Origin of the sequence: Heyndrickxia coagulans 36D1 (assembly GCF_000169195.2) — a bacterium.
GTDB classification, from domain to species: domain Bacteria; phylum Bacillota; class Bacilli; order Bacillales; family Bacillaceae_C; genus Weizmannia; species Weizmannia faecalis.
In genome coordinates this window covers 2,439,153-2,463,379 of the sequence record NC_016023.1, presented here as the reverse complement: position 1 = coordinate 2,463,379, position 24,227 = coordinate 2,439,153, and the positions used below count along the sequence as shown (strand labels likewise).

The 24,227-nt window shown below is 45.8% G+C and carries 19 protein-coding genes; 1 reads left to right on the top strand and 18 read right to left on the bottom strand.

Annotation, left to right across the window (positions count from 1 at the left end; genetic code table 11):
• Positions 1 to 275 precede the first annotated feature (275 nt).
• From BCOA_RS28785 to BCOA_RS28750, 7 genes are all read right to left on the bottom strand, one after another.
• A complete protein-coding gene (locus BCOA_RS28785) occupies positions 276 to 854 on the bottom strand; it encodes an undecaprenyl-diphosphatase (RefSeq protein ID WP_014097508.1) in 579 nt (192 codons plus the stop codon).
• Positions 851 to 1,594, bottom strand: a complete 744-nt coding sequence (locus tag BCOA_RS28780) for a polysaccharide deacetylase family protein (protein WP_014097507.1) — start codon at positions 1,592 to 1,594, stop codon at positions 851 to 853. The genes BCOA_RS28785 and BCOA_RS28780 overlap by 4 nt, the downstream gene beginning before the upstream one ends.
• A complete protein-coding gene (locus BCOA_RS28775) occupies positions 1,570 to 2,853 on the bottom strand; it encodes an MGDG synthase family glycosyltransferase (RefSeq protein WP_014097506.1) in 1,284 nt (427 codons plus the stop codon). Before BCOA_RS28775 ends, BCOA_RS28780 begins: the two co-directional genes overlap by 25 nt.
• Before the next feature lie 313 nt (positions 2,854 to 3,166).
• On the bottom strand, positions 3,167 to 4,045 hold the full coding sequence (locus BCOA_RS28765; protein WP_013860166.1) for a hypothetical protein: 879 nt from the start codon (positions 4,043 to 4,045) through the stop codon (positions 3,167 to 3,169).
• A 3-nt stretch (positions 4,046 to 4,048) separates the two neighbouring features.
• Positions 4,049 to 4,555, bottom strand: coding sequence for an anti-sigma factor family protein (locus BCOA_RS28760; RefSeq protein WP_014097505.1), 507 nt, complete (start codon positions 4,553 to 4,555; stop codon positions 4,049 to 4,051).
• A 4-nt stretch (positions 4,556 to 4,559) separates the two neighbouring features.
• A complete protein-coding gene (locus BCOA_RS28755; protein WP_014097504.1) occupies positions 4,560 to 5,093 on the bottom strand; it encodes an RNA polymerase sigma factor in 534 nt (177 codons plus the stop codon).
• Between the two features lie 339 nt (positions 5,094 to 5,432).
• Positions 5,433 to 6,593 carry an MGDG synthase family glycosyltransferase gene (locus tag BCOA_RS28750; RefSeq protein ID WP_235801597.1) on the bottom strand — a complete coding sequence of 387 codons (1,161 nt, stop codon included), beginning with the start codon at positions 6,591 to 6,593 and terminating at the stop codon, positions 5,433 to 5,435.
• Positions 6,594 to 7,268: 675 nt separating this feature from the next.
• Between BCOA_RS28750 and BCOA_RS28740 the strand changes: the two genes are divergently transcribed.
• On the top strand, positions 7,269 to 9,500 hold the full coding sequence (locus tag BCOA_RS28740) for a glycosyltransferase family 39 protein (RefSeq protein WP_014097502.1): 2,232 nt from the start codon (positions 7,269 to 7,271) through the stop codon (positions 9,498 to 9,500).
• A 233-nt stretch (positions 9,501 to 9,733) separates the two neighbouring features.
• Here BCOA_RS28740 and BCOA_RS28730 read toward each other — a convergent pair whose 3' ends face one another.
• The 11 genes from BCOA_RS28730 to BCOA_RS28680 all read right to left on the bottom strand — a co-directional run bounded on the left by BCOA_RS28730 (position 9,734) and on the right by BCOA_RS28680 (position 24,080).
• Positions 9,734 to 11,554, bottom strand: a complete 1,821-nt coding sequence (locus BCOA_RS28730; RefSeq protein ID WP_014097501.1) for a glycoside hydrolase family 25 protein — start codon at positions 11,552 to 11,554, stop codon at positions 9,734 to 9,736.
• A gap of 444 nt (positions 11,555 to 11,998) precedes the next feature.
• A complete protein-coding gene (bioB, locus tag BCOA_RS28725) occupies positions 11,999 to 13,015 on the bottom strand; it encodes a biotin synthase BioB (RefSeq protein ID WP_035184106.1) in 1,017 nt (338 codons plus the stop codon).
• Positions 13,016 to 13,222: 207 nt separating this feature from the next.
• Positions 13,223 to 14,194 carry a sugar kinase gene (locus BCOA_RS28720; RefSeq protein ID WP_014097499.1) on the bottom strand — a complete coding sequence of 324 codons (972 nt, stop codon included), beginning with the start codon at positions 14,192 to 14,194 and terminating at the stop codon, positions 13,223 to 13,225.
• A gap of 161 nt (positions 14,195 to 14,355) precedes the next feature.
• Positions 14,356 to 15,186: a 5-dehydro-4-deoxy-D-glucuronate isomerase gene (kduI, locus tag BCOA_RS28715; RefSeq protein WP_026104668.1), complete on the bottom strand. Its 831-nt coding sequence runs from the start codon at positions 15,184 to 15,186 to the stop codon at positions 14,356 to 14,358.
• 53 nt (positions 15,187 to 15,239) lie between these two features.
• Positions 15,240 to 16,016, bottom strand: coding sequence for a 2-dehydro-3-deoxy-D-gluconate 5-dehydrogenase KduD (gene kduD, locus BCOA_RS28710; protein ID WP_014097497.1), 777 nt, complete (start codon positions 16,014 to 16,016; stop codon positions 15,240 to 15,242).
• A gap of 414 nt (positions 16,017 to 16,430) precedes the next feature.
• Entirely contained in the window at positions 16,431 to 17,855 is a 1,425-nt protein-coding gene (locus BCOA_RS28705) for a glycoside-pentoside-hexuronide (GPH):cation symporter (protein ID WP_014097496.1), read from the bottom strand.
• Between the two features lie 68 nt (positions 17,856 to 17,923).
• Positions 17,924 to 19,336 (bottom strand): glucuronate isomerase, encoded by a 1,413-nt coding sequence (uxaC, locus tag BCOA_RS28700; protein ID WP_014097495.1) that lies wholly within the window; start codon positions 19,334 to 19,336, stop codon positions 17,924 to 17,926.
• A gap of 34 nt (positions 19,337 to 19,370) precedes the next feature.
• Positions 19,371 to 20,861 (bottom strand): UxaA family hydrolase, encoded by a 1,491-nt coding sequence (locus BCOA_RS28695; RefSeq protein ID WP_014097494.1) that lies wholly within the window; start codon positions 20,859 to 20,861, stop codon positions 19,371 to 19,373.
• A complete protein-coding gene (locus BCOA_RS28690) occupies positions 20,851 to 22,287 on the bottom strand; it encodes a tagaturonate reductase (RefSeq protein WP_014097493.1) in 1,437 nt (478 codons plus the stop codon). Before BCOA_RS28690 ends, BCOA_RS28695 begins: the two co-directional genes overlap by 11 nt.
• 118 nt (positions 22,288 to 22,405) lie before the next feature.
• Positions 22,406 to 23,410 carry a sugar kinase gene (locus BCOA_RS28685; protein ID WP_014097492.1) on the bottom strand — a complete coding sequence of 335 codons (1,005 nt, stop codon included), beginning with the start codon at positions 23,408 to 23,410 and terminating at the stop codon, positions 22,406 to 22,408.
• Complete coding sequence (locus BCOA_RS28680) at positions 23,403 to 24,080, bottom strand: bifunctional 2-keto-4-hydroxyglutarate aldolase/2-keto-3-deoxy-6-phosphogluconate aldolase (RefSeq protein WP_014097491.1); 678 nt, start codon at positions 24,078 to 24,080, stop codon at positions 23,403 to 23,405. The genes BCOA_RS28685 and BCOA_RS28680 overlap by 8 nt, the downstream gene beginning before the upstream one ends.
• Between the last annotated feature and the right edge of the window lie 147 nt (positions 24,081 to 24,227).

Genomic DNA, 24,227 nt, shown 5'->3' with positions numbered 1-24,227 from the left:
GAGTTTGTCTTCTCCATACGTTGAATCGGCTTTCGCGTGCAGGCATTTCCCTGGATTTGTTGTAAAACCTTTGCATTTAAATGGTTGCCAAAGCTGTCAGCATCCTTTCCAAATCTAGGAATTTCGCTTATTCAGCAAGCCCTATATAGATATAAAATACAAAAGACGTTGAGGCACCATTTCGATTCGTGCCGCAACGTCTTTTAAATTGATTTAGAGTGACAGGGCACAGTGCTAGATGGTGTCCCGCCCTCTTTTCGATAGATTTTGCCGGGTCATTTATATCCTTTTTTTGTAATTTTCGCCCATATGTCATGATACCAGCCGATCAGCGTGCTAAAAGCCGGGTCAAACAACCCTTTCATTTTTTGGATGGTCCATACTGTGAACAAGGCAACAATAATGCTTGCCGCAATATCCCCCGGATAATGGTGCCCGACCCATACACGGGAAATGCCGGTCAAAACGGCACAGAGCATCATCGCTAATCCGAGTTTCCGGTTCCGCACCCATAAGGCGAAAGCCATGGCAAACGTGCCTGTCGCATGGTCGCTCGGAAATGAGTCGTCGGCCGCATGCGGAATTAAAATGCTGGTATGATACGTGACAAATGGCCGCGGTTCATAATAAACAAGCGTAATCACATAATTGACCAGCAAAGCGGCAACACCGGCAATGCCGGCATAAAGCACCATGTTTTTCATTTTATCATTGCCTAAAAACCACACAATCAATAAAACAGCGGCAAAAAGCGGCAAGGCATCCTGTGTAAAAAAAATCATGATGTCATCCAGTAATTTTTCATGCCCTGACAAGTTGTGGACCATAAAAAACAATCTGGCGTTCTCATTCATGGCTCTATTTCCTTTCTTCTATGGCTGGTTTTGATAGAAAAATGTTTGTCAAACATCTCGTCCATCCGCACGAACCGGAAGCCGCGCGCTTTTAATGCCGGAATCGCAACCCGCAAACCTTCAATTGTATACTGCGGGGCATCCTCATCTGCGCCCGGCGTGACGCCGCAATCATGCAGCAAAATCACATCGCCGCTTTCCACCCGGGTGATCAGGCCGTTTGAAACCTTTTTCGAACCGCCTTTTCTCTTCCAATCGCGGAACATTTTCGACCAGTGCACCATGCGGAACTGCTTGTGCAGAAAAAAGTCCAGCAGATGCATCATTCCCCACGGCGGGCGGTAAAAAACCGGTCTCTCGCCGGTGATGTTTTCAATAATCCGTGCCGACTGCTCAAGCGTGCGCGCATTTTTCCAAGGGCTGATCAGCCAGTTGCACTGGTGCTTATAATTATGAAGGCCGATACAATGCCCTTCACGCGACATGCGCAAAACGAGTTCCGGATACCGGGCCGCCCTTTCCCCGACGAGAAAGAAAGTGGCCTTAATTCTTTCCCGCTTTAAAAGATCAAGCAGTACCGGCGTATAGACCGGGTCCGGCCCGTCATCAAAGGTGAGCGCAATCTCCGCATCTTTTTTTCCTTTCCAACATACCCAAAAACCGAGTTTGGCCGCTAAAACATATGGAATAATAGCATATATGAGAATGAATAAAATCAATACCCAGATGATGACTTCCAAACCGTGCCGCTCCTTTCATCCAAAGATTCATGCGGGTGATGCACAAGCAAAGCCTTTTTTCGCATCCTTGCATACTTTCCGTGCGCGGTATCCGGCATTTCCGGATCAGACGCATGAATGAGCCGTGCATATTTCGCCTGGTCAATAACGGAAAGCACCCGAAAAGCGGCCTCTCTGTTTTGAATCGATAGCGTGTTTCTTTTCATCTTCGCAAGCTGTGCCCTGTTTTCATTCAGGCGGGCTAAACACCGGATTAACGTGCCTTCATCTGCTGCCTCAACTGCTGCGCCCGCTTGTGTTAAAAAGGCTGCGTTATCTTCTTCCTGGCCCGGCAGCGCTTTGTATAAAATCATCGGCAGTTCCATGGCCAATGCTTCCGCTGTTGTCACGCCGCCCGGTTTCGTAATCATCACGTCCGAGACAGCCATTAAATCACGCACATAATCAATATAGCCGAGCACGAAAACCTTGTGCTTCGTCCCTTTCAGATCATCCATCAGGCGGGCGCGTAGTTTTTCATTATGCCCGCACACGATCAACAGCTGCATGCGGAAAGGTACCTCGTCCAGTTTTTCAGCCGTGAACAGCCCGTCCCCGAACAGGCCTTCCCCGCCGCCCATGACAAGCACGGCCGGCAACGCCGGATCGAGGCCGTATTTTTTGTACAAAGCCTGCTTGTTCACCGGTTTCAGGAAACTCGGTTTAATCGGGATCCCTGTACAGGAAATTTTTCGGCCGGGAATGCCGAGCCTGATCAACTGCCGGCGCAACATATGCGAACCAACGACATAGTGATCTGTGTACGGGTGCAGCCATGAACTGTGGTGCGTATGGTCGGTAATGACGGTAACGAGCGGAATATCCGTAAGCCCGTATTCCTTTAATTTTGAAATCATAGAAGACGCAAAAGGATAGGTGCTGACAATAACGGATGGGCGTATCGTTTCGAGCATCCGCAGCGTCTTTCTCATCCCCGTTGAAAATAAGCCGGTCAATGTTTTTGACAGGGCATTCCTTCCATACGTTTTACGGTACAAATACCCGTAAAGATTCGGGAACTTTTCAATACCTTTCATATAAACATAGTGGCTGACCGGGAATAAGGTGGGATGGACCCATTCCATGAAATCGACGACAACCGGGTCTGCTTTTGGGGAACGAATTTTCATCGCCTGTTCAATTGCCCGGGCGGCCTGCAAATGCCCTTCCCCAAAAGCGCCTGTTAATATCAACACTTTGTCTTTTTTCTTGTTGGCCATTCTCTTTTCCCCCCTGCTTTTCGGTCTGTTTACAGAAAACGCGCCGCTTCTCCTTCTCATGCGGCCTCTTTCGATACAATACAATAGACTTTGAGGGTAAAAGAAAAGTTCATTTATAGGCGATAAAAATTTGCGGTCATTGTTTTCCTACTCTTCCATTTAAACGAATTATGGAAAACACTGTAAAAATTTGCTTCGAAAAAAAGAAACAGGCAAGGCTTTTTTCGGAAACAAAAACCCCGTTTGGAATTTTTTTTCAACAAGGACAGGCAAAAAAACGCAACCGGGTACTCACAAAAAAACATGCGGCTCCTTATTTTGCGGCCGCATGTTTTTTCCTGTTTCTCCATTTTTGAAATAGCCATGTGACCGAAAGCCCGAGCGAGTACCAGAACAAAATCAGGAAAATGACTTCCCCGACGAGTGGGATGCTGCAAAGGGCAATCAGGATCGTCACACCCGTTAACAGTTTCAGCCATTCCTGCCTGCCGTTTAAAACGGCAAAGGTGCTACCGATTTCCCGGCCAAGAAACACGAGTCCTGCCAGGAGGGATACAAAAACAGCAAGGCATAACAGAAGGACAACCGGTATTAATACCACTGTAATCGTCAAAAACAGGCTGAGCGCAAGGACGACAAGCGACAGCAGGCAGCCGGTAATGATCATCCTTCCGGGCCGCGTGTAGAAGGACCGAATCCCAGAAAAAAACGGTTTTTTCGCGACTAAGCCGAACAAAACAGTGCACACAATCAACAGTAGGCTTGCGGAAAGCCGGAAAAACCAGAGGGCAAGAAGCATGACAGCGGCAAAAATCATACTGTCAAGCGTTTTATTGTTCATATTTATAGATAGGACATGTTCCGTTACACGGGCACCCGGCTGCTGTTTGATATTTCCACCGAGCACAAATACAGAGCCGCGGATATCCGCTGACTTACGAATATTCAAATTCCCATTGATCACAATGACGGCTGTTTTGACATATCCGCTGACGGTCGCGTTATTCCCGATCACAACGACATTTTCGACTTTTTCATTTTTCGGGATGACCGTATGCCGGTCGTGGATGATAATTCTCATTCTTTTTTCCTTTGCAAACGCAGGGTGGAAACCCGCCCCTGCGCTCAGAAAAAGCAGGAGCAAGGACAATAGGCAAATCAATATTTTTGCGGCTTTCATCTTTTTCTCCATCCCCTACTCCTTCACCGGCTTCATGGTGAGAAGGCCAAACAAAATCCAGATACAAACGGCCAAAATCACCGCCATCACCACCATAATCCCCGCAGACAAAGCCGGGAGCGCGGAAAGAATGGAAAGCGCAATATGAAAGCCGCTTGAAAGAATATTGCAGAGGGCCTGAAAAATATTCATGCCGACATAAAACGGTTTTCTCATCACCGGGTAGGCGCAAAGCACAGAAGCGGCACAGCAAACCGCAAAGAACCAGACAAAAACGCGGTAATGCATCGCCATTTTTTCCTGCGGCATAATTTTAGCCAGAACCGCCTTTTCAAACTGGATCCCCGGTACATCAACCGAATGGTAAAAACGGCTGATTTCCGTCTTCACCGTCTCCAGTTCTTCCAGTTCGCGGCGGCAATCCGGGCAAAGGGCAAGATGGGCTTCAACCATTTTTCGGTCCGTTTCACTTAACGCATCATCCATGAAGGCCGGCAATAAATCCCGGACGTGTGTTTCCATGTGATCACCCTCTTGAAAGTTCTTTTTTCAAAATATTTCTCGCTGTGTTGATGCGCGACTTGACGGTACCAAGCGGGATGTTCAAGATGTCTGCGATCTCTTCATAGGAATAGCCCTGGATATCGCGCAATACGATCGCTGCCCGGTGTTCCGGCGACAATTTTTCCATCGCGCTGCGGATGTCAAATCTCAAATTGGCGTTGTCGATATTGGAAGTTGGCCTCCTAAGTGGCTCCTCTTCTATTTCCGCCTGAAGATCCACTTTTTTTCGCATTTTTTTCAGCCGGTCATAGCATAAATGAGAGACGATCTTCGACATCCAGGAGGCAAAAGCATAGGCATGTTCCAGTTTATCCAGGGCGTACCAGGCTTTCACAAATGCTTCCTGGGCGATATCTTCCGCTTCCATCCTGTCGCCTGTCATGGCATATGCATGCCGGAACACCTCCCCTTTAAACCGGGCCACCAGCACGGCAAACGCATCTGTATCTCCTGCTTTTGCCTGCCGGATCAACTGTGTTAAATCCTGCTCCACCATTTTCAACTCCCTGCTTAAGCAACGCGATCTTTTGTCGTTGCCCGGGCATGTGCAAAAGCGGCCGGGAAATTGCAGGTGCACTTGCCCATTTCATTCCATGTTCATTATGGCATATTTTCCTTTCCGCCATCAGGAAGTTTTTTTCATCCGCTTAGCGCCTCATTTGGATAGGAGTACCCCATACCGGCCGGAAAACGGGCGGCAAAAAGCCGATGCAAGCGTTGGGCCGGCCTGAAACATGCGCCCGAACTCCACGGCAGGAAGATGGTAAAAGTACCCGGAAACAAAAACGACAAGTCCTTTCCAGCAATACGGCCCCATAGACGCCCCGCAAAAAAATCAATAAGAGGTTGAAACATAGTACTGGTCCTTCAGCACTTTATCCGGCGTTTGGTTTGCTTTGCGGCCGAGCAGACCGCGGATCAATACATCAAATTCTTTCCCCCTGAGTTCGATTTCGCTCCCGTATTGGCGCAGCCGCCGGTAAAACCGGGCCAGTTGCTTCCCGTCTTCCAAAATTTCCATCACCTGTTCCTCCACCGGTTTGGTGAAGTCCAGTTCAAAGACAAGCCCGTGTTGTTTCAAAAAAGCAAGATTGATTTCTTCCTGACCGGGGAGGACGGAGTGGATAAAAATCGGCAACTTTTTTTGAATCACTTCGCTGATCGTGACACCGCCCGGCTTTGTAATGATCGCATCCGCTTCATCGTACAGCCGGCTCATTTCCTTTCTGGACTGGATATAGGGAACCGGGATGATATGTTTCATCCCCCATCCATTCAGCTTGTTATACAGCTTTTCGTTTTTTCCGCATAACACATAATAATCGGCCCTGCCCGGCTGTTCCCGTTTTAATGCCTTCAGAAGGCGGTACAGATCGCCGAGGCCGCTACTGCCACCGGATATTAAGATTTTTTTCCGTGATGTATGGCGCAAAACCGTTCTTTCTTTAAACGCTTCATGAATCGGAATGCCGGTGACAAAAATGTTTTGTTCGGGAACGCCGTTACAGATGAGCGTCGTTTTGATCGTTTGGTTCGGCACAAAATGGATGTCAATTTCTTTCTTTCCCCACAAGCCGTTGACGAAAAAATCAGTGTACGCATTGATAACCGGGACATCAATTTTTCCTTTTGACTTCAGCCGGCTGAGCAGCATCGACGGAAAACTGTGCGTGCAAATGACAAGATCCGGATTTTCCTCGGCAATCAGTTTTTCCATTTGCTTAATAAAAGAGAGTTCATAGAGTTTCATTAATGCGGTCTGGTCGGCATCCGCATAAATAAAATGTTTGTACACCCATTGGTATGTCCGCGGTGCTTTCTGGATCCATTTCAAATACATTTTCGTGACGATTTTCTCCAGCGTCCCGCTCGTATAGGAAATCAAATCAACTTTTTTCATTTCAATGGTACTGTCCATACATTTCAATTTATGCATTAACGCCTCTGCGACCTGATGATGGCCGGACGGCATTTTTAAAAGCGGTAAAATGAGCACTTTAGCCAAGCTGTCTTCCTCCTTTTCCGGAAGCCTGTTCTTTTTACAATAAATAGACTTCCGCAATTGCCGGGAAGTTCATTCTGTTTTTTACCAAAAAAGCAGATTTTAAACAATTGAATTGTATACCGAATGGATGTCTTACAACAAGTATTTTGCCAATATTGGCCGTATTTTGAGCAGCAGCCGCCTGCACGGCTTTTAAAGGGCGTTTTGACCAGCATTTCATCACCTTGCTGTTTTGTATGCAAGCCTGGCAAAAGGATGGAAATCAGCCGATAATTTTTTCTGAATATATCACAGTTCTGTTGCCTGCTGTAAAAAACAGTCATCGTGCAATTTGGTGCTCGGGCTTGATGTAAAAACTTATATAGAACCGTGCTGCGCGGTATTTCGCTCGGAAAACCTTTCACGTAAATCACCGGCCGGCTTGTCGCCAGTTTCCCGCGTGCCGCATTGGTCGCTGAAAAACTGTGGGTTTTTTCATTGAATTCTCACGGTTTATTCAGAATAAGTCGCTATACTGGTCCCTTGAGAAATCTGGAAAATTATGCAAGAATACGAAGTGCAGGCGGCGGGGCATGATAAAAAAGACTGTTTTCATGCACCACCAACCCATTACATGCCAGAGAATGGATTCTATGCGTAAAGAACATTACATGAGGTGAGTCCTCCATGTTCGTGAAGAAGATAACCATTAGTCTTTTTAGTATCATATTTACGGTGTCATGCGCTCTTATCACAATCGGCAGTTTCTTTATCGCACCGCTGTGGGCCAAAAAAGATGACCCGCATTTCGTGCTGCTTGATGGAAAATGGAATATTTCAACGGGGCAGATGGCAGCGCTGTTCCTCTTTTCCGTAGTGGCCATCCTGTTTTATCTTGGCTGTTGCCGCATTTTTGCAAGGCTTTCAGACAAAGGGCTGAAAAGAATGGCAGCCTTTTTGTTTGCCGTTATTTTGTCTATTGAAACGGCGATTCTTATCCTGTTTCACGGGGTGCAGCCGCCCAAGGTGGATGGTGGCCATATTTATCTGGAAGCTTTGTATTTATTAAAGCACGGGACATTGCTCGGAAATGAGTACTATTTACAGCTGTACCCGAACAATGTACCGATTACCATTGCCCGTTACCTGCTTTACCGTTATGCTGCGTTTGGAAATCCGGACTGGTTTTTGATTGTTGATAAGCTGGCAGCGGCTTTGTTCCTGAATATTGGGATCTTTTTTCTCTGGCTGCTAGCGGTGAAAACATCCGGCCGCAAAACGGGAAATTTACTGCTTGTTTTCACAATCACATGGCTGCCGCTCTTTCTTTATATCCCGTATTTTTATACAGAAAGCCTTGCGATCGCCTTTCCGTCCATGGCGGTGTATTTTTGGTACTGCCACAGCCGTACGGGGCGCCCGGTATACCTTTTTCTGCTTGGTGCAGTGCTTGCTGTTGGATGCCAATTAAGGGAAAATATGGTATTGCTTTTGCCTGCCCTTTTGATCTACATGCTCTACACGCTCCGGCTGAAACAAACCGTGCTGCGAATAGCGTTCATTATGCTTGTTTTTTTGCCTGTCACTTTTGGGGCAGAGGCGTATTACCATCATCTCGGCTACCGGGAAAACGCGACCATCAAGGCACCGGTAACCCACTGGCTGGCGCTTGGCCTTTCAAATGAAGGCCGATACAATGTCGCGGATACGAGATTGTCAGAAAGTCTTCCCACCCAACAGGCAAAAAAACAGGCGGATTATGCACTGATCAAACAGCGGATCGAAACGAGGGGTACATCCGGTCTGCTCAAGCTTTGGGCGGTAAAAGCCTTCCGCACATTTTCACAAGGCGATCAGGCCTACGCCAAGTACAATCAGCGGATGGACCATTACAACGCCGCATACCGTTATGTTTACGGAGACCAGAATCAAGTGCTGTTGTTTATCATCCAGGTATTTCATATCGCAACGCTCTTTTTGCTGGCCGTTTCGGGCTTAACGTTCTTCCGTAAAATAAGATTTGATGTTCAATTACTCATGCAAATTTGCTTATTTGGCAGCTACTTGTTTTTCATTTTTATTTGGGAAGCAGAACCGCGCTACTCCCTCCTGTTCACGCCATTGATGATTTTTTGCGCTGCACGGGGTCTTGAAAAGATGCATCAGTTCTTGGAAGCAAAAAAATGGCTGCCGGCACAAAAAAGATGGAAACTGCAAACAGCAGGAAACTGGCTGCTCGTTTTAAGCCTTATTGTCCTGCTCGCCGTTTGCGCCAAATGGAATGAAAAAGCATTCACAGGAACAACCGAAAAATACGAGGATTATATCGTCAACCAGCAGGCGGCCAGAGGAAAACCTGTTGCGCTTGTTGACCGGCATCATACCGTTACCCAAACGTTTATCGCAGACAAAGCTTTCGACCGGGTCGCTTTTATGCCTGCCCGATTCCACGGTAAAGCCGCATACCGCGTTTCTTTATGGCATAAAAGCGGCGGGCGGCAAAAAATGGTGTTTGAACGAAAATTTACAAACCATAAGCGAAAAACAAACGGCTATAAGGCATTTCTTTTGAAAAAAGCCTTGCCCGGTGAAAACAGGCATTATGCACTCCGGGTCGAACAACTCTACGGACCGGCGCATGCCCGGATGTTCCTTCATGCGAACGGCCCAAGCGGACATTTTGAGCAGATGGATTTGTACGGAGGGGGCCAATTTTACCAAAACGGCAAACCGATGGCAAAAACAGACCTTACGTTTACCGTATCAAAACAGATTACCGGTCCCCATATAAACCGGCACCTGTACAGATGGCTGTTTGGATGTGCTTTCTTTATGCTTTTACTCTATGGGCTTACTGTCCTGCCGGGAGGGGCAAGCAGAAAAGCAGCTAAAAAAATCCGCGAATTTGCGGATGCCTGATCAAAATCTCCCCGCCTGAGCCGTTTGGCAGCCCGGCGCTTGACCAATAGAAAAGTTGGCAGATGCGAAAGACCTGAGCCGGCAACAAACGGGAAGCTTGTGGAGGCCTGAACCAGCGGGCGGGGAAAATTTCTGCGATCATACCGCGCGCTGGCCCGGATGTTCCAATGCTGATGGAAGCCAAATCAAAACGGCGAGAGCAGTTTCTCGCCGTTTTTTTTTGAGAACATCTTTTAAAAATCAGGATCATAGCTGATATCAAGGTCAAAATGGCCGGTGATGCCATCGATCGTTCCGGTTTCGGTGTACTGCCAAACGTCTGCATTCGTACCGAGCGTGATGTTATATCGTGCCAGCCAGATTTTGGTATTGCTAGGCCAAGAATCTGTATGGCCCTCAAGATAGCTTTTCCAATTAAAGTAGCCGGCATAAATGCCCACTTTCGCCTGCCCGAGCGTCTGCATTTCATTTAAGAAATAGCCAGCACAAGCCGGGGCCGCATTTGCCCACCAAGTTGTTGTAATGCTATTCGTCCCGGTAGGTTCTATATCTTCGAAAGCGTAGCCCGTAAACGCATAGCCGGTTTTCGCCTTTGCTTGGGCCAGCACTTGATAAAAATGCTTGGCTTCTGCAATATGCTGTGCGGAAGTGGTGGTGGAATTGCCGATCATATGATAAGCATGGACCGACAAGCCGGCGTTTCTGGCATACTTATAATAGGTATAAAACTTCGAATCCGTATATCCGCTTCCTTCTGTTGCTTTCAGAATGACAAAATTGTAGCCCTGGCTCTTCATAAGGTTAAAACTGTCTTGTGTCAGAGTTTGATAATGGCTGACATCCAGTCCCTTTGTCGTCGTGGCGGATGCAGTGGCTGATCCGGTACTGCCCGTTGTGGTCGTTCCGGATGCAGAACCTGATCCGGTGTTGCCCGTTGCGGTCGTTCCGGATGCAGAACCTGATCCAGTGTTGCCCGTTGCGGTCGTTCCGGATGCAGAACCTGATCCGGTGTTGCCTGTTGCAGCTGTCCCGGATGCAGAACCTGATCCAGTGTTGCCCGTTGTGGTCGTTCCGGACGTAGAACCCGATCCGGTGTTTCCCGTTGTAGTCGTTCCGGATGCAGAACCTGATCCAGTGTTGCCCGTTGTGGTCGTGCCACTTGTTGCTGCGGCAGACCCTGTAGATCCGGACGTGCTGCCGGTTGCCGTTCCCGTCGTTTTCCCACCCGCTGCCGGTGCAGGTTTTGTGAAGTGGCTCGTATAAATCCAGCCACTTTGGGTTGTCCCAACGACGCAGATATGGGACATATTTTGGGTGCTTTCTTTCACATACACCTGCTGATTCGGTCTAATAACAGCCGTATATTTTGTATGGGATGCAGATGTATACAGTTTGGAAGAAGCATAGACCGTTTTTTTCGCGAGCAAGCCGGTTAAGTTGTTCGCATAAATATATCCGGAGCTATTGCCTGCTTTCACTTGGTAACGACCGTGCGACCCATTAAAAACCGACACCTTTTGCCCATCTTTAATCGTCTTGTTATACGAATTTCCGGTTGCGGATGTGTATAATTTAGACGGCATCCACGTATATTTTACAACCGGTTTAATAAAATGGGTTTTGTCAACATAGCCGCTGTACCCGGTTCCGATCACGTGGGCCAGATACATGCCGTTTTTCGTTGCTTCCATTTTGATATACATCATCTTCCCCGCCGGTACGGAAGCAACATACGGGCCGCCTGCCGCCTGCTTATAAATTTTCGAACCAAAATAGTCCTCTTTTTTCACTTTGCTCCTTGTCAGGTTATCAGCATAAATGTAACCTGTTTTCCCACCTGCTTTCACCTTATAGCGCTTGCCTGACTTGCTGTAGACGGTTACCGCTGTCCCGCTGTTCACATTTCTGGAGTAAGCCGCGCCGGACGCCGTTTTATAAAGCTTCGACGGTGTCCACGTATACATGGTAGACGAGGCGGCTGAAGCAGGCTTCACAAAACTTAGCGCAAACAGCAATAAAAAACCCGCACCCCCCAAAAAAATCAATCTTCGCAATCTGTCTCCTCCTTTTGTTCTATGTATCAAACACCATTATAATCAATAAATCTCGTAAATTTTATCCCGAATTTGAAAAAAATAGTGAACAATCATTCTAAATGAGTCTATATACCTATACAGGGTTACATTTTGCCTATTTGAAAGGGGATCGATCAAAAAAATTGCAAAAACCACTCCAAAACGGAGAATTGCCTGGATTGAGAGAAGAAATTTATCCGCAGCAACTGAGATTTAAACCATTTAGACTGAAATATTTCCGCGAGATCACGAGAGAATGATAAAAAGAATGGTTTGGGGGGCGCCACAGTTTTTACCATTCCATAGCTAAAAAGCATTCCTTTCCTTTGGCAAGTGGATCAGTACCAAAAAAAGAATGCTTTTCATTTGCTATGAAAAAAGGTCGCCAAGCGTGAATTAGGGGTGTTTAAGAGTGAAGCGTATCTACGAATGATACAAAGTGAACTGCTGGCCTTCTGTTTCGAACGGATTTTCTTCTATTTCAAATCCGAGATCTTCAATTAACTGGTAATCTTCTTTTGCGTCCTGGCCCTCTGTCGTTAAATAATCACCAATAAAAATGGAGTTGGCAATAAATAGCCCTAAATTCTGCAAAGAGCGCAAATGATATTCCCGCCCGCCAGCAATCCGAATTTCCTTTGTGGGATTGATAAACCGGAACAAGGACAAATTCTTTAAACAACGAATCGGTGTCAATTCGTCCATATTTTCAAGTTTTGTTCCCTTAACAGGATGCAGAAAGTTGACCGGAATGGAATCAGCGTCCAAATCCTTGAGCGCGAATGCCATATCAATTATGTCCTGATCCGTTTCCCCCATGCCACAAATCACACCGGAACACGGGGAGATTCCTGCTTTTTTTACGTTTTCAATGGTGTTGACCCTATCTTCATAACAATGTGTGGTTGTAATATTCGGATGGTGATTTGCACTCGTATTAATATTGTGATTAAATCGGTCCACACCCGCTGCCTTCAGCTTAAACGCCTGCTCTTCAGTAACGAGTCCCAAACAGGCACAAATTTTTAATGGTTCCACATCACGTTTAATTTCCTCAACTGCCGCAATCACTGCATCCACTTCACGGTTGGTTGGTCTGCGCCCACTCATCACAATGCAATATGTACCAATTTTATTCTTTTTCGCTTCCTTTGCCCCTTCCACAATCGTTTGTTTGTTGACCAAAGGATACCGGTCGATTTTTGTTGCTGCCTTAATCGATTGTGCACAGTAGCCGCAATCCTCAGGGCAAAGTCCGCTTTTGGCGTTAATAATCAAATTCAACTTTACCTTTTTTCCATAAAAATGCCGGCGAATCTGATAGGCTCCATGGACAAGTGCCAATACTTCATGATCACGAACCATTAAAATTTCCTTGGCCTCTTCTTCCCTTATCACATACCCTTCAATCACCTTTTCTGCCAATTTCGACCAATCCACTACCGTCACCCCTTTTTATATGTCAACCTAAAATAATTTATGGTTTACATTAAAAATTATATGACAGTTTCATTTTTGGTCAAGTACTTTTTGTATTTCTCACACAAAAGGGTTTGAAAAGGGAAAAAGCCCGGCACTCCAGGAAAAAACAAGAGTGCCGGACGATTTCTATTCTATGAGGCTCCTGAAACAGGAATGCTAGGCTTTTTACCGTGTGGCTACTAAGGCGGCCGATTTCATAAACGCATCCAATGCTGCCCGCGTCGGCAGGCCGTCATTGTCCCCGAGGCTTTGCATCTGGATGGAGCAAATCGCATTGCCCTGCATTAAAAGCGCCTGATCGTCAAGATGCTCCAGCATGCCGGCCAGAATGCCAGATACAAAACCATCACCTGCCCCAATGCGGTCAACCAAATGTTTCACTTCATATTTTGGCACTGCCGCTTCAGCAAATGAACCATCTTCGAATTTTTTCTTTGAATACGAACCTTTTTCCACTAAATTGATGATCACCTGCCGCACACCTCTGGATAAGTAAAAATCCGCCATCTTTTCTTTTTCATGCTCGCCGGTTAAAATCTGTGCTTCTTTTGCATTTGGCATGACGACATCACAAAGGCAAGCGATTTCATTTGTCCGTTCCATCATCTTTTCTTCCGATTCCCAAATTACCGGACGCAAATTCGGATCAAACGTAATCGTAAGGCCGTATTTCCGGGCTTTTTCAATCAGCGCCAAAGTTGTCTCGTAACCACTATCGCTTAATCCCGCCAAAATACCGCCAAGATGGAGGATCTTTGCTTCTGAAAAATCAACCTGGCGAACAGCTTCTTTTGTTAGTTTAGAAGCAGCACTGTTCTTCCTGAAATAAACGGTTTCCGGATCGCCAATCTCCGACAGCCCTTTTAACATGAAACCCGTTGGATATGTTGGTGTTGAAAAAACATAGGTGGTATCAATGTTCTCATTGTTTAAGAAATTTTTCACATATACGCCGAAAGGGTCTTCCCCAATCTGAGTCAAAAACGAAACCGTGTGCCCGAGCCTGGAAACCCCGACAGATACATTCACATCCGCACCGGCCATATAACGGGTATAATGCCGGACAGCATGGAGCGGCCCCTTTTCATCCGCAATAAACAACACAAGCGGCTCACCGACAGTGATGATCTCGCTCATTTGATTCGCCTCCATATAATTTCTAAATAAGAAATTAAGTTTACTATTTGTATTACAATTTCATTATAGAGGATTATGGCGATTGGTCAAGAAATTCCGGTATTGTTTTTGTAAAAAAAGAAAGCTCCTCTTTGGAGAAGAGAAGCTTATTGCTATACATTCTATTTCAACTCTTCCATTGGGACAAAATCCATATCATCATAGGTGATATTTTCCCCGCACATTGCCCAGATGAACGTGTAATTGCTCGTCGCTACCCCGCAATGGATCGACCAACTCGGGGAAATCACCGCCTGTTCTGAAGATAGGATAAGGTGCTTGGTTTCATCCGGTTTGCCCATAAAATGGAATACCCGTGTATCCGGTTCCATGTCAAAGTACAAATACGTTTCCATACGCCGATCATGCGTATGGCTTGGCATGGTGTTCCAGGCATTGCCCGGTTCAAGCACAGTGTAACCCATTTGCAGCTGGCAGGACTCGCAAATATTCGGATGAATATATTGATAGATTTTCCGCTTGTTCATAGACAGATCTTCGCCTGTTTCACGCGGCGTAATCTGGTCAATGCTGATCTTCACATTTGGATATTTGTGATGCGCGGGCACTGAAACAACATAAAACTTCGCCGGGTTAGTGGGGTCGTCCGATTCAAACACGACGTCTTTTGTCCCTTTTCCTATGTAATAGCCGTCCTGTTTTTTCATCGGGTCTTTTTTGTCTTCTATCGTGATACTGCCGGGCCCTCCGATATTGATGACGCCCAGTTCCCTTCTTTCCAGAAAGTAGTCTACACCAAGTTCTTTTGAAAGCCGGATCTCTAGCGGCTCATTTGTCGGTGTAACCCCACCGAAAATCTGCCGATCATTATGGGTATAAGTCAGCATGATTTCGCCGGGAACAAAAATCTTTTCCACTAAAAACTCTTTCCGTAACTGTTCTGTAGTGTAATGCCGGATGTCTTCCGGGCTGTGGGTATATCTTGTTTCCATGGTTTGGGACATTTCAATCACTCCTTGTGAATTTTTTATAAATCAAAGTTGATTTACCGCACGAGCCAGCCACCGTCTACTGCAAGAATATGGCCGGTCACATAGTCAGATGCAGGGCTTGCTAAAAAAATGATGGCGCCCATTAAATCGAAAGGTTGTCCCCATCTGCCCGCCGGTATTCTGCTTAAAATTTCTTCATTCCGGTTTTCGTCCGCACGAATCGGGGCAGTATTAGCAGTCTCAATATATCCTGGGGCAATCGCATTGACCTGGATATTGAACGTGCTTAATTCATTGGCAAACGCTTTCGTAAGGCCTGCAACACCATGCTTGCTGGCCGTGTAGGACGGAACGAACTTCCCGCCCTGAAAAGAAAGCATAGAAGCAACATTGATGATTTTCCCGCTTTTTTGTTTCGCCATTTCTTTTGCGGCTGCCTGGCTTAAGTAGTAGACGCCATTTAAATTCACATCAAGAACGTTCTCCCAGTCTTCATCTTTATACTCCAACAGCGGCGCCCGTTTAATAATGCCAGCGTTGTTCACAAGAATATCAATCTTGCCGTACGTTTCAATGCAGCCATCAATCACTTTCTTTGCTGCTTCTTTCCCGCTCAAATCTGCCTTTACGAGCACGGCTTTCCTGCCCTGTTTTTCAATGAGAGACTTCGTCTCCTCGCCGCTCGACCGGTGCACCGGCAAATACAAATCGGCCCCCGCTTTCGCCAGCGCAACGGCATATGCCTGCCCAAGCCCTGTCGCCGACCCGGTTACCACCGCCACTTTGCCTTTTAAACTGAAAAAGTCAAGGGTGAAATCGTCTAGATCCATGTGAAAGCCTCCTAATAATTGAAATTATAAAAAAAACTGAATGCCGACAGTACAATCTGCCCCGCGAATTCACGATCATCTGTCATTTCCCGCGCTATGCTGGACGCAACAATAACTTAGAGCAATATAGAAAGATAAATCATGACAGCCGTTCCTTATCCCGATCTCCCGTTCCTAAAAGGAAGCCCTGTAAAACGACATGCGGCAGAGTATGACAGAATAGTACACTTGCATTCACAGCTTATTCGTCGAAACACAGCGAAAGATGATCTAAATGGAACCAATAAATACACCTATAAAACCTCATTACTAAATGAACAGAGCTGCCTTCTTGAATTTTAAGAAAGCAGCCGCTTATCAAAATTTTATGATTATACCAAGTAAACTGCTGTGTTTTCTATCCCCTGTTTCTTTTTATCCTTGAATAAATGTACCCTTTTCCCAACGACCGTTTTCCAAATCATTTGCAATTTGTTTAAATTTATCATCAGGCAAATTATATAAAAGGGTGATAATAATTGCAGCAAGTAGTAAAGCGACAGCCGGATAAATCGTCATTGCCCCTTTAATTCCAAGCAATGTTGTTGATGATTGATGGGCATTCGCAATATATCCCGTTGCAGCAAGAATACCTGCTGAAACCAATGCTGCAATAGATTGGGCAATTTTTCTCGAGAAGTTAAAGGCAGCATAGGTAATCCCTTCTTTACGTACACCTGTATGCCAGTGGCCGTAGTCAATCGTATCAGATACAAAAGCCCAGGTAACACCGTTCGGAATGGCTAAAGCCACATACCCGATCGTAACTAAAATAATGAATGTTACAATGTTTGTTGGAATGACAAAATTCAATGCGTCCGCAACGACTCCAATGATAAGCCCGCCAATTGCTGTTTTTTTCTTGCCAAACTTTTTTACCAAAAATGGGATGAGTGTAATCCCTGCAACAGAGCAGCCCATCATGATAAAATTAATAATTGGTTGCAAACCGATGTTATTCAGATTGTATTTACAGAAATAAATCATCATTTGGTTGTTTGTATTCATAGCAGAAATTGTAAATAATGTCATTAAAATCAGGCTCCACAGCGGCCTGTTCGTAAATACGACCCGAAGATAATCTTTCATCGTTTCGCGTTCTTTGCTTCGTGAATTTTCAGCATGAATATGTTCTTTTGTATTGATATAGCATATAAAGAAACCGCATATACCAATGAAAGCCATAATAGCTGCAGTAACGGCATAACCTACTTTTGTATTTGAGAACAACAGCATAATTGGAACAAAAGCAACACCAGTTACCAATTGGGCGCCAATTGAGCCGGCCTGCCGTGTAGAAGCCATGAAGGATCGGTCATCTACATTTCTTGTCATGACAGAAGCCAAAGACCCGTATGGCACATTTGTAAACGAATACAAAACACCCCAAGCCATATATGTTGCATATGCGTAAACGATCTTCATCGTTGGTGATAAACCGGACGGCATTATAAAGATAATGACTGTCATAATCGCTAGCAATACAGAAGAAACCATCATAACTGGACGAAACTTACCGCGCTTTCCGGGGGTTCTCGAATCAATGATGGATCCGGCTAATGGGTCCATAAATGCATCAAAGATTTTTGTAATCGAAAAAACACCGGCGGCTGCCGCAGCGCTAATGCCTGCGACATCCGTATAGAAATTGGTCAAATAAGATTGCCCCAAATCAAACATAAAACCATTCCCAAAATCACCAAAACCGTAACTCACTTTTTCTTTTAACGAAATACGCTTGGATGCATGCTGCGGATCAATTATCTTTTCCGCGGTCGTTTTTACAACGCTTTCAGCCATGTTTCTGCACCACCTATTTTTATTAAAAAGTGCGAAATCCTCCAATTCCGGAACATACAAAAGCCTTATTACTCAAAAAAACCAAAATATCGATAAGCATTATGGTAAGCAATATCTTCAATGATTTTCCCGATCTGTTCTTCATCCTCGGGGATTTGTCCCCGTTCTGCCCATTCGCCAAATAGCTCGCATAGTACCCTGCGGAAATATTCGTGGCGCGGGTATGACAGGAAACTGCGTGAATCGGTTAACATGCCGACAAAATTTGGCAGGAGGCTTTCTTCTGCAAACATTTCCAATTGCCTGCGCATCCCGCTTCTTGTATCGTTAAACCACCAGGCGCATCCCAGCTGCAATTTCTGAACCGTATCTTTTTGGAAACAGCCCATCATTGTGACAAGCGGGAGCCAGTCGTTCGGGTTTAAAGAATAAAGAATCGTTTTTGGAATGATATCTTCATTTTCTGCACGGGCAAATAATTTCCCGTAAGATTCTGCAATACATCGATCATTCAATGCATCATACCCCGTATCAGGCCCCAGTTTTTCAAACATGGGCCCATTTAAGTTCCTGTAAGCATGAATGTGATATTGCATGACCCAGCCTTTTTCGTGATAAATGTGCATAAGTTCTATTAACAGCGCTGTGTGATATTGATTGATTTCATTTAAACTCAACGCTTCTTGTGATAACGCTTTCTCAACGATCGCATCCAATTGTTGCGGCGCCGCCTCTGCATACGTAAAAGTATCCAGGGCATGGTCGGATAACCGTCCGCCTCTTTCATGGAAATATTCAATTCGGTTTCGAACAGCCGAAACGAGATCCGAGAAATTTTGGATTGAAACGCCTGAAACAGTTGCTAATTTGTGGACATAATCAGCGTATTCTTTATTCTGGATGTTCAGCACCTTATCGGGCCGGAAAGCCGGCAGCACCTTAAAACCATTTTCCGTCTCGGATTCCTGTAACAATTTATGGTATTGAAGGTCATCCACCGGGTCATCTGTTGTGCAAACCACTTTCACATTGCTGTTTTTAATTAAATTCCGTGGTTTAAAATCATCTGTCGCCAGCAATTGATTTGCCTGTTCCCAAATGGCCGGTGCCGTTTTGCGGTTTAAAATCGTATCAATTTCAAAGAAACGCCGCAACTCCAAATGCGTCCATTCATAAAGTGGATTGCCCACTGATTTTTCAATCGTTTCCGCCCATTTTAAAAACTTTTCGTAAGGGTCAGCATCACCCGTAATATATTTTTCCGGGACACCGTTTGCGCGCATTAAACGCCATTTATAATGGTCACCGTAATGCCCTTCATTGATCCACACTTGTGCCAAATCTCTGAAATTTTTATTTTCGTAGATTTCCTTCGGGTTCAGGTGGCAATGGTAATCAATAATCGGCATTTTTTCGGCATGGTTGTGAAATAATTTCTTGGCAAAATCTGTTGTTAAAAGAAAATCTTGATTTAAGAACATGTTCTATACCTTCTTTTTGGAATGGAATAATGGTTTATTCAGTAACGCCGTTCTTAAATATCGCAATCTCATGCAGATGGCGGATCTCATTTTTCGTCTTCTTCCCGCTCGCGACTTCAAGAATAAAAGAAATAAATTGTTCTACTACTTCGTCCATTTCTTCATCAAGCAGCCGTCCCGCGTTGAAATCAATCCACTGCTTTTTCTTTTCATAAAGTTCGGTGTTCGTCGATACTTTCACAGTTGGCACAAAGGTTCCAAACGGTGTGCCCCTGCCGGTTGTGAACAGGACCATCTGGCAATCCGCCGCTGCAAGCGCTGTTGAGGAAACAAGATCATTTCCGGGTGCCTGAAGTAGGGATAACCCTTTTTCCTTTAGTTTTTCTCCGTATTCCAGCACATCGACCACTGCCGATGTCCCCGCTTTTTGCGTGCAGCCGAGCGATTTGTCTTCCAAAGTGGTGATCCCGCCGGCCTTATTGCCCGGAGAAGGATTTTCATAGATTGGCTGCCCGTAAGAAGCAAAATAATCTTTAAATTGATTAATGAGCTTCACAATTTTATTGAATACGATTTCATCTTTTGCTCGTGCCATTAACATTTTTTCGGCACCGAACATTTCCGGGACTTCCGTTAAAACAGTGGAGCCGCCTTGAGAAATGACAAAATCTGAAAATCTTCCAAGCAGTGGATTGCCGGTAATGCCCGAAAATCCGTCTGAGCCGCCGCATTTTAATCCAATTTTCAATTCTGATAGAGGCAGATCGATCCGCTTGTCCTCTTTTGCAGCTTCATTCAATTCTTCCAGTAGTTGGAAGCCTGTTTCCACTTCATCTTCAACATCCTGGCAAATCATAAACTTTACGCGCTTTTCATCAAACTCTCCCATTTGTGCCTTCATTTCATCTAGCTGGTTGTTTTCACAGCCAAGCCCGAAGATGAGCACACCGCCGGCATTTGGATGGGCGGCCGCATCCATTAAAATCTTGCGGGTGTTCTGCAAATCATCCCCCAGCTGGGAACAGCCGTATGGATGTTTAAACAATATAATTTCATCAAATGCGCCGTTATCAGGGTGATTCGCCTTAAATTGGTCAACGAGGAGATCACCGATCATATTGATGCACCCAACAGTCGGAATGATGTATAAATCATTGCGTATCCCGGCTTTTCCGTTTTTCCGCAAATAACCTTTAAAAGTGCGGCTGTCTTTCGGAAAGATGCGGGGATGCAGTTCCGGCTTGTACTCGTATTCCACTTTTCCGGAAAGATTGGTGCTCACGTTATGGGTATGGACCCAGCTGCCTTGTTCAATCTTTTTTGTCGCATGTCCAATGGGTGACCCGTATTTTATAATGTCCGCGTTCTCCTCGATATCTTCTAAAGCAATTTTGTGTCCTCTTTTTATTGCCTCATTTACGGTGATCGCCCTATCCCCTGATGTAAGGACATCACCCGGCTCTAAATCCTGAAGAGCAACGAGTACATTATCCCGGGGGTTTAGCTGAATGGTTTTATTTTTCAATCGGTAATGCCTCCTCGTTGGCCTGCTGCACTGCCCTGCGAACGCCCTCTTTTTCTATCAACTGCAAGCCTTTTTCAACTTGAGCGGGCAGGCCGTCAATTTTTGTCAAATCCATTCCCCATAAGGTTTCGTTGCTTAAAATGTCCCAAACATAGCGATCGGAGTGATACGCCATTGAAAACTCTTTCAAAACATCCGGCAAATCAATTGCTTTAGCAGAGGCAGGATTCTGCTCTCCATAAATTTTCAACAGCCCGGATAAAGCTAACGCAATTCTTGACGGGATTTTGTGGAACCTTTTTACATGCTCCGCCAATATGGGCAGGAGGCGTGCCTTAAATTTTGAAACGCTGTTTAAAGCAATCGCGTCCAGCTGGTGTTCCATATACGGGTTTCTGAAACGTTCCTGAATTCCCGCCGCGTAACTTGTCAACTCTTCTTTTGGCAAATCCAATGACGGGATGATTTCCGCAAACATTTCGCGGTCAATCAACCGGTAAAAATCGGGATCTTCCATTACCCCGCCGACTGTTTTAATGCCGACAAGTCGCGCCAGGCAGGCCATTGTTGTATGGGGGGCGTTTAGTAAGTATACTTTCCTGTCGCGGTACGGTTTTAAATGATCGGTGACCACGACATTCAGCCCCACTTTTTTGAGCGGCAGTTCTTCTTCCAGCTCCTTGGGCCCTTCAATCACCCAAATGAGAAATGGTTCTGCTTTTGCAATTAACGTATCTTCATAGCCCCATTCTTCCCAAAGTTTTTCTGCGCGGTCTTTCGGGTAGCCCGGGACAATCCGGTCGACCAGGCTGGAGCAGAAAGTATTTTCTGATTCAAGCCAGCTGCTGAAATCTTCGCCAAGCTTCCACTCATCCGCATAGCGGTGCACAATTTCTTTCAGTGCCTTGCCGTTATTTTCAATGAGCTCGCAAGGAATGATGTAAAACCCCTTTTTTCCGGCCTTATATCTTTCATAGAGCAGTGCCGTAAGTTTTGCCGGGAAACTGACAGGAGGCCGGTCGGTTAATGCATCTCCTTCACGATAGACGATGCCGGCTTCCGTCGTATTGGAAAAAATAAACCGGATGTTGTCATCATGGGCCAGTTGTAAATAGGCGTCATAATCTTCATAAGGATTGATCCCGCTATTTACAGATGAAATAATCTCATGGGACTGGACTGCTTTTCCATTTTGCATTCCTTCCAGCATGACTGTGAATAAAAAGTCCTGTCCAGCAAGTTGCCCTACTCTACCGCGTGGCAATGATTGTACAATTGTCACCCCACCTTGAAAAAGTCCGCGTTTGTTCATTTGCTCAATCTGCCAGTCGACAAAAGCCCGAAGAAAATTTCCTTCTCCAAACTGGATGGCTTTGGTTGGATACCGTTGCAGGTCTTTCACGTATGAATAAGATAATTTTTTCAAATTCGCCCCTCCTTTATTTCCTATTTGGAAATCAAGTTTCTTATTTGTTCTTACACTCCTTATTATAATCCGCTTTCAAATTTATTCAATAGTTTTTTTGGTTTTTTTGAGCACTTGTTTACCGAACGACTTCCCGGCCGGAAGCGCCTTCCCATGATCGGACTTCGTCTGCTGAAAGCGGCAGCGCATCCCCGTTCACAGAATGTTTCAACACAGAGGTGGCAGTCGCAAATTGTACGGTTTCTTCCGGATCCATCCCGGTTAAGAAGCCGTGGAGCATCCCCGCCGCATAGGCATCCCCGCCGCCGATCCGGTCTACGATCTGCTCCATACGGTAACGCCTGGATTGTATAAAAACACCGCCAGTCCAGAGCATGCCCTGCAATTCATGGCAGGTCGGGGAGATGACGTTCCGGTCTGTCGCATAGAGTGCGCGGAGATTCGGGTACTTGCGGCTGATTTCCCGGTAACATGCTTCCATATTGCCGGGCACAGCCACCGATGCATCAATGCCAAAAAAGTTTCGGGCATCAAGATAGTTGGCACAGCAGTAAGTGAGCATCGGCAAGATCGGGATAATGGCTGCCCTCGCCTCTTCCATCGTCCACATTGCCGGCCGGTAATTGATGTCGTAGCTGACCGGAATGCCGCGATCAAAAGCCGCTTTAACGAGAATTTGCCCATAATATTTCCATGATTCGGACACAGCAAAGGTAATGCCAGTCAGGTGGAAAAGGGCCACATCCGCAAAAAGCCGGTCAAAATCCCACTCGCCAATATCCATCTGTGAAAAGCTGGAACTTTCCCTGTCATAGATCACTTTGGAATTGCGCAATGTGCCCCCCTGTTCCAAAAAATAGATGCCGAGCCGGTTGCCGCCCATTAGAAGACGGGAAGTATCAATACCGCTTGCCCGGAGGCTTCTCACTGCAGCCGCTCCCAAAGGGGAATCCGGCACTTTGCTCGCAAACGCAACGTCATGCCCGAAACTGGCAAGCGTTGTGGCAACATTCGCCTCCGCCCCGCCGTAGTTTACATTGAAAGAATGGCTGCAGGATAAAAGATCTCCCGGGGAGGTGGAAAGGCGCAGCAAAATCTCTCCAAGTGTTAAAATTTTAGGCATATTGACCCCTCGATTGCTGATGCACGGCTTCTGTTAGTTGCTGATATTTGTCCACAAACGCTCTTGCTGTCTCGGTCACTTTCGCAAAATCATTGGTTTCGGCAGGTTTCAATAAGCTTCCGCCTACGCCAAGGATTTTACAGCCTGCTTTGATCCAATTTCCCATATTGTCCAGACTGATTCCGCCTGAAGGCATGATTTCAAGTTGCGGCAGCGGAGCTTTTACGTCTTTTACAAATGCCGGCCCGACAATATTGCTCGGGAACAGTTTAATCACTTCTGCCCCTGCCTGCATGGCCGCTTTCATTTCATTTACCGTCATACAGCCCGGGATATAAGGGATTTGATAAAGGTTACAAAAAGCAGCCGTTTCCGGATCAAATGTCGGCGCGACGATGAATTTTGCCCCGGCCATTTGCGCGGTCTGGGCGGTCTGGGCATCCAGGACAGTGCCAGCTCCAACGAGGACATCATCACGGTCTTGGTACAGTTCCGTCAATTTTTTGATGGCAACATCCGCATTCGGAACGGTAAAAGTTAGTTCGATGCTTTTGATCCCGCCGGCAATCAGTGCATCCGTAATACGCAAAGCTTTTTCAACGGAGTCTGCACGCAGCACGGCCACAATTCCATTTTTTTCTAACGCCTGCAAAGTCTGCATTTTTTTCATGGTGCACGCTCCTTTTAATTTCTATATAATAAACTTTATTTATGAATAATAAATTCAATTTCATTTTACAACACACTCTCTCCTATGTAAACCATTTCATGAAAGAGAAAATAAAAAACTTGCCCCGTGTCGGAACAAGTTTTTTCC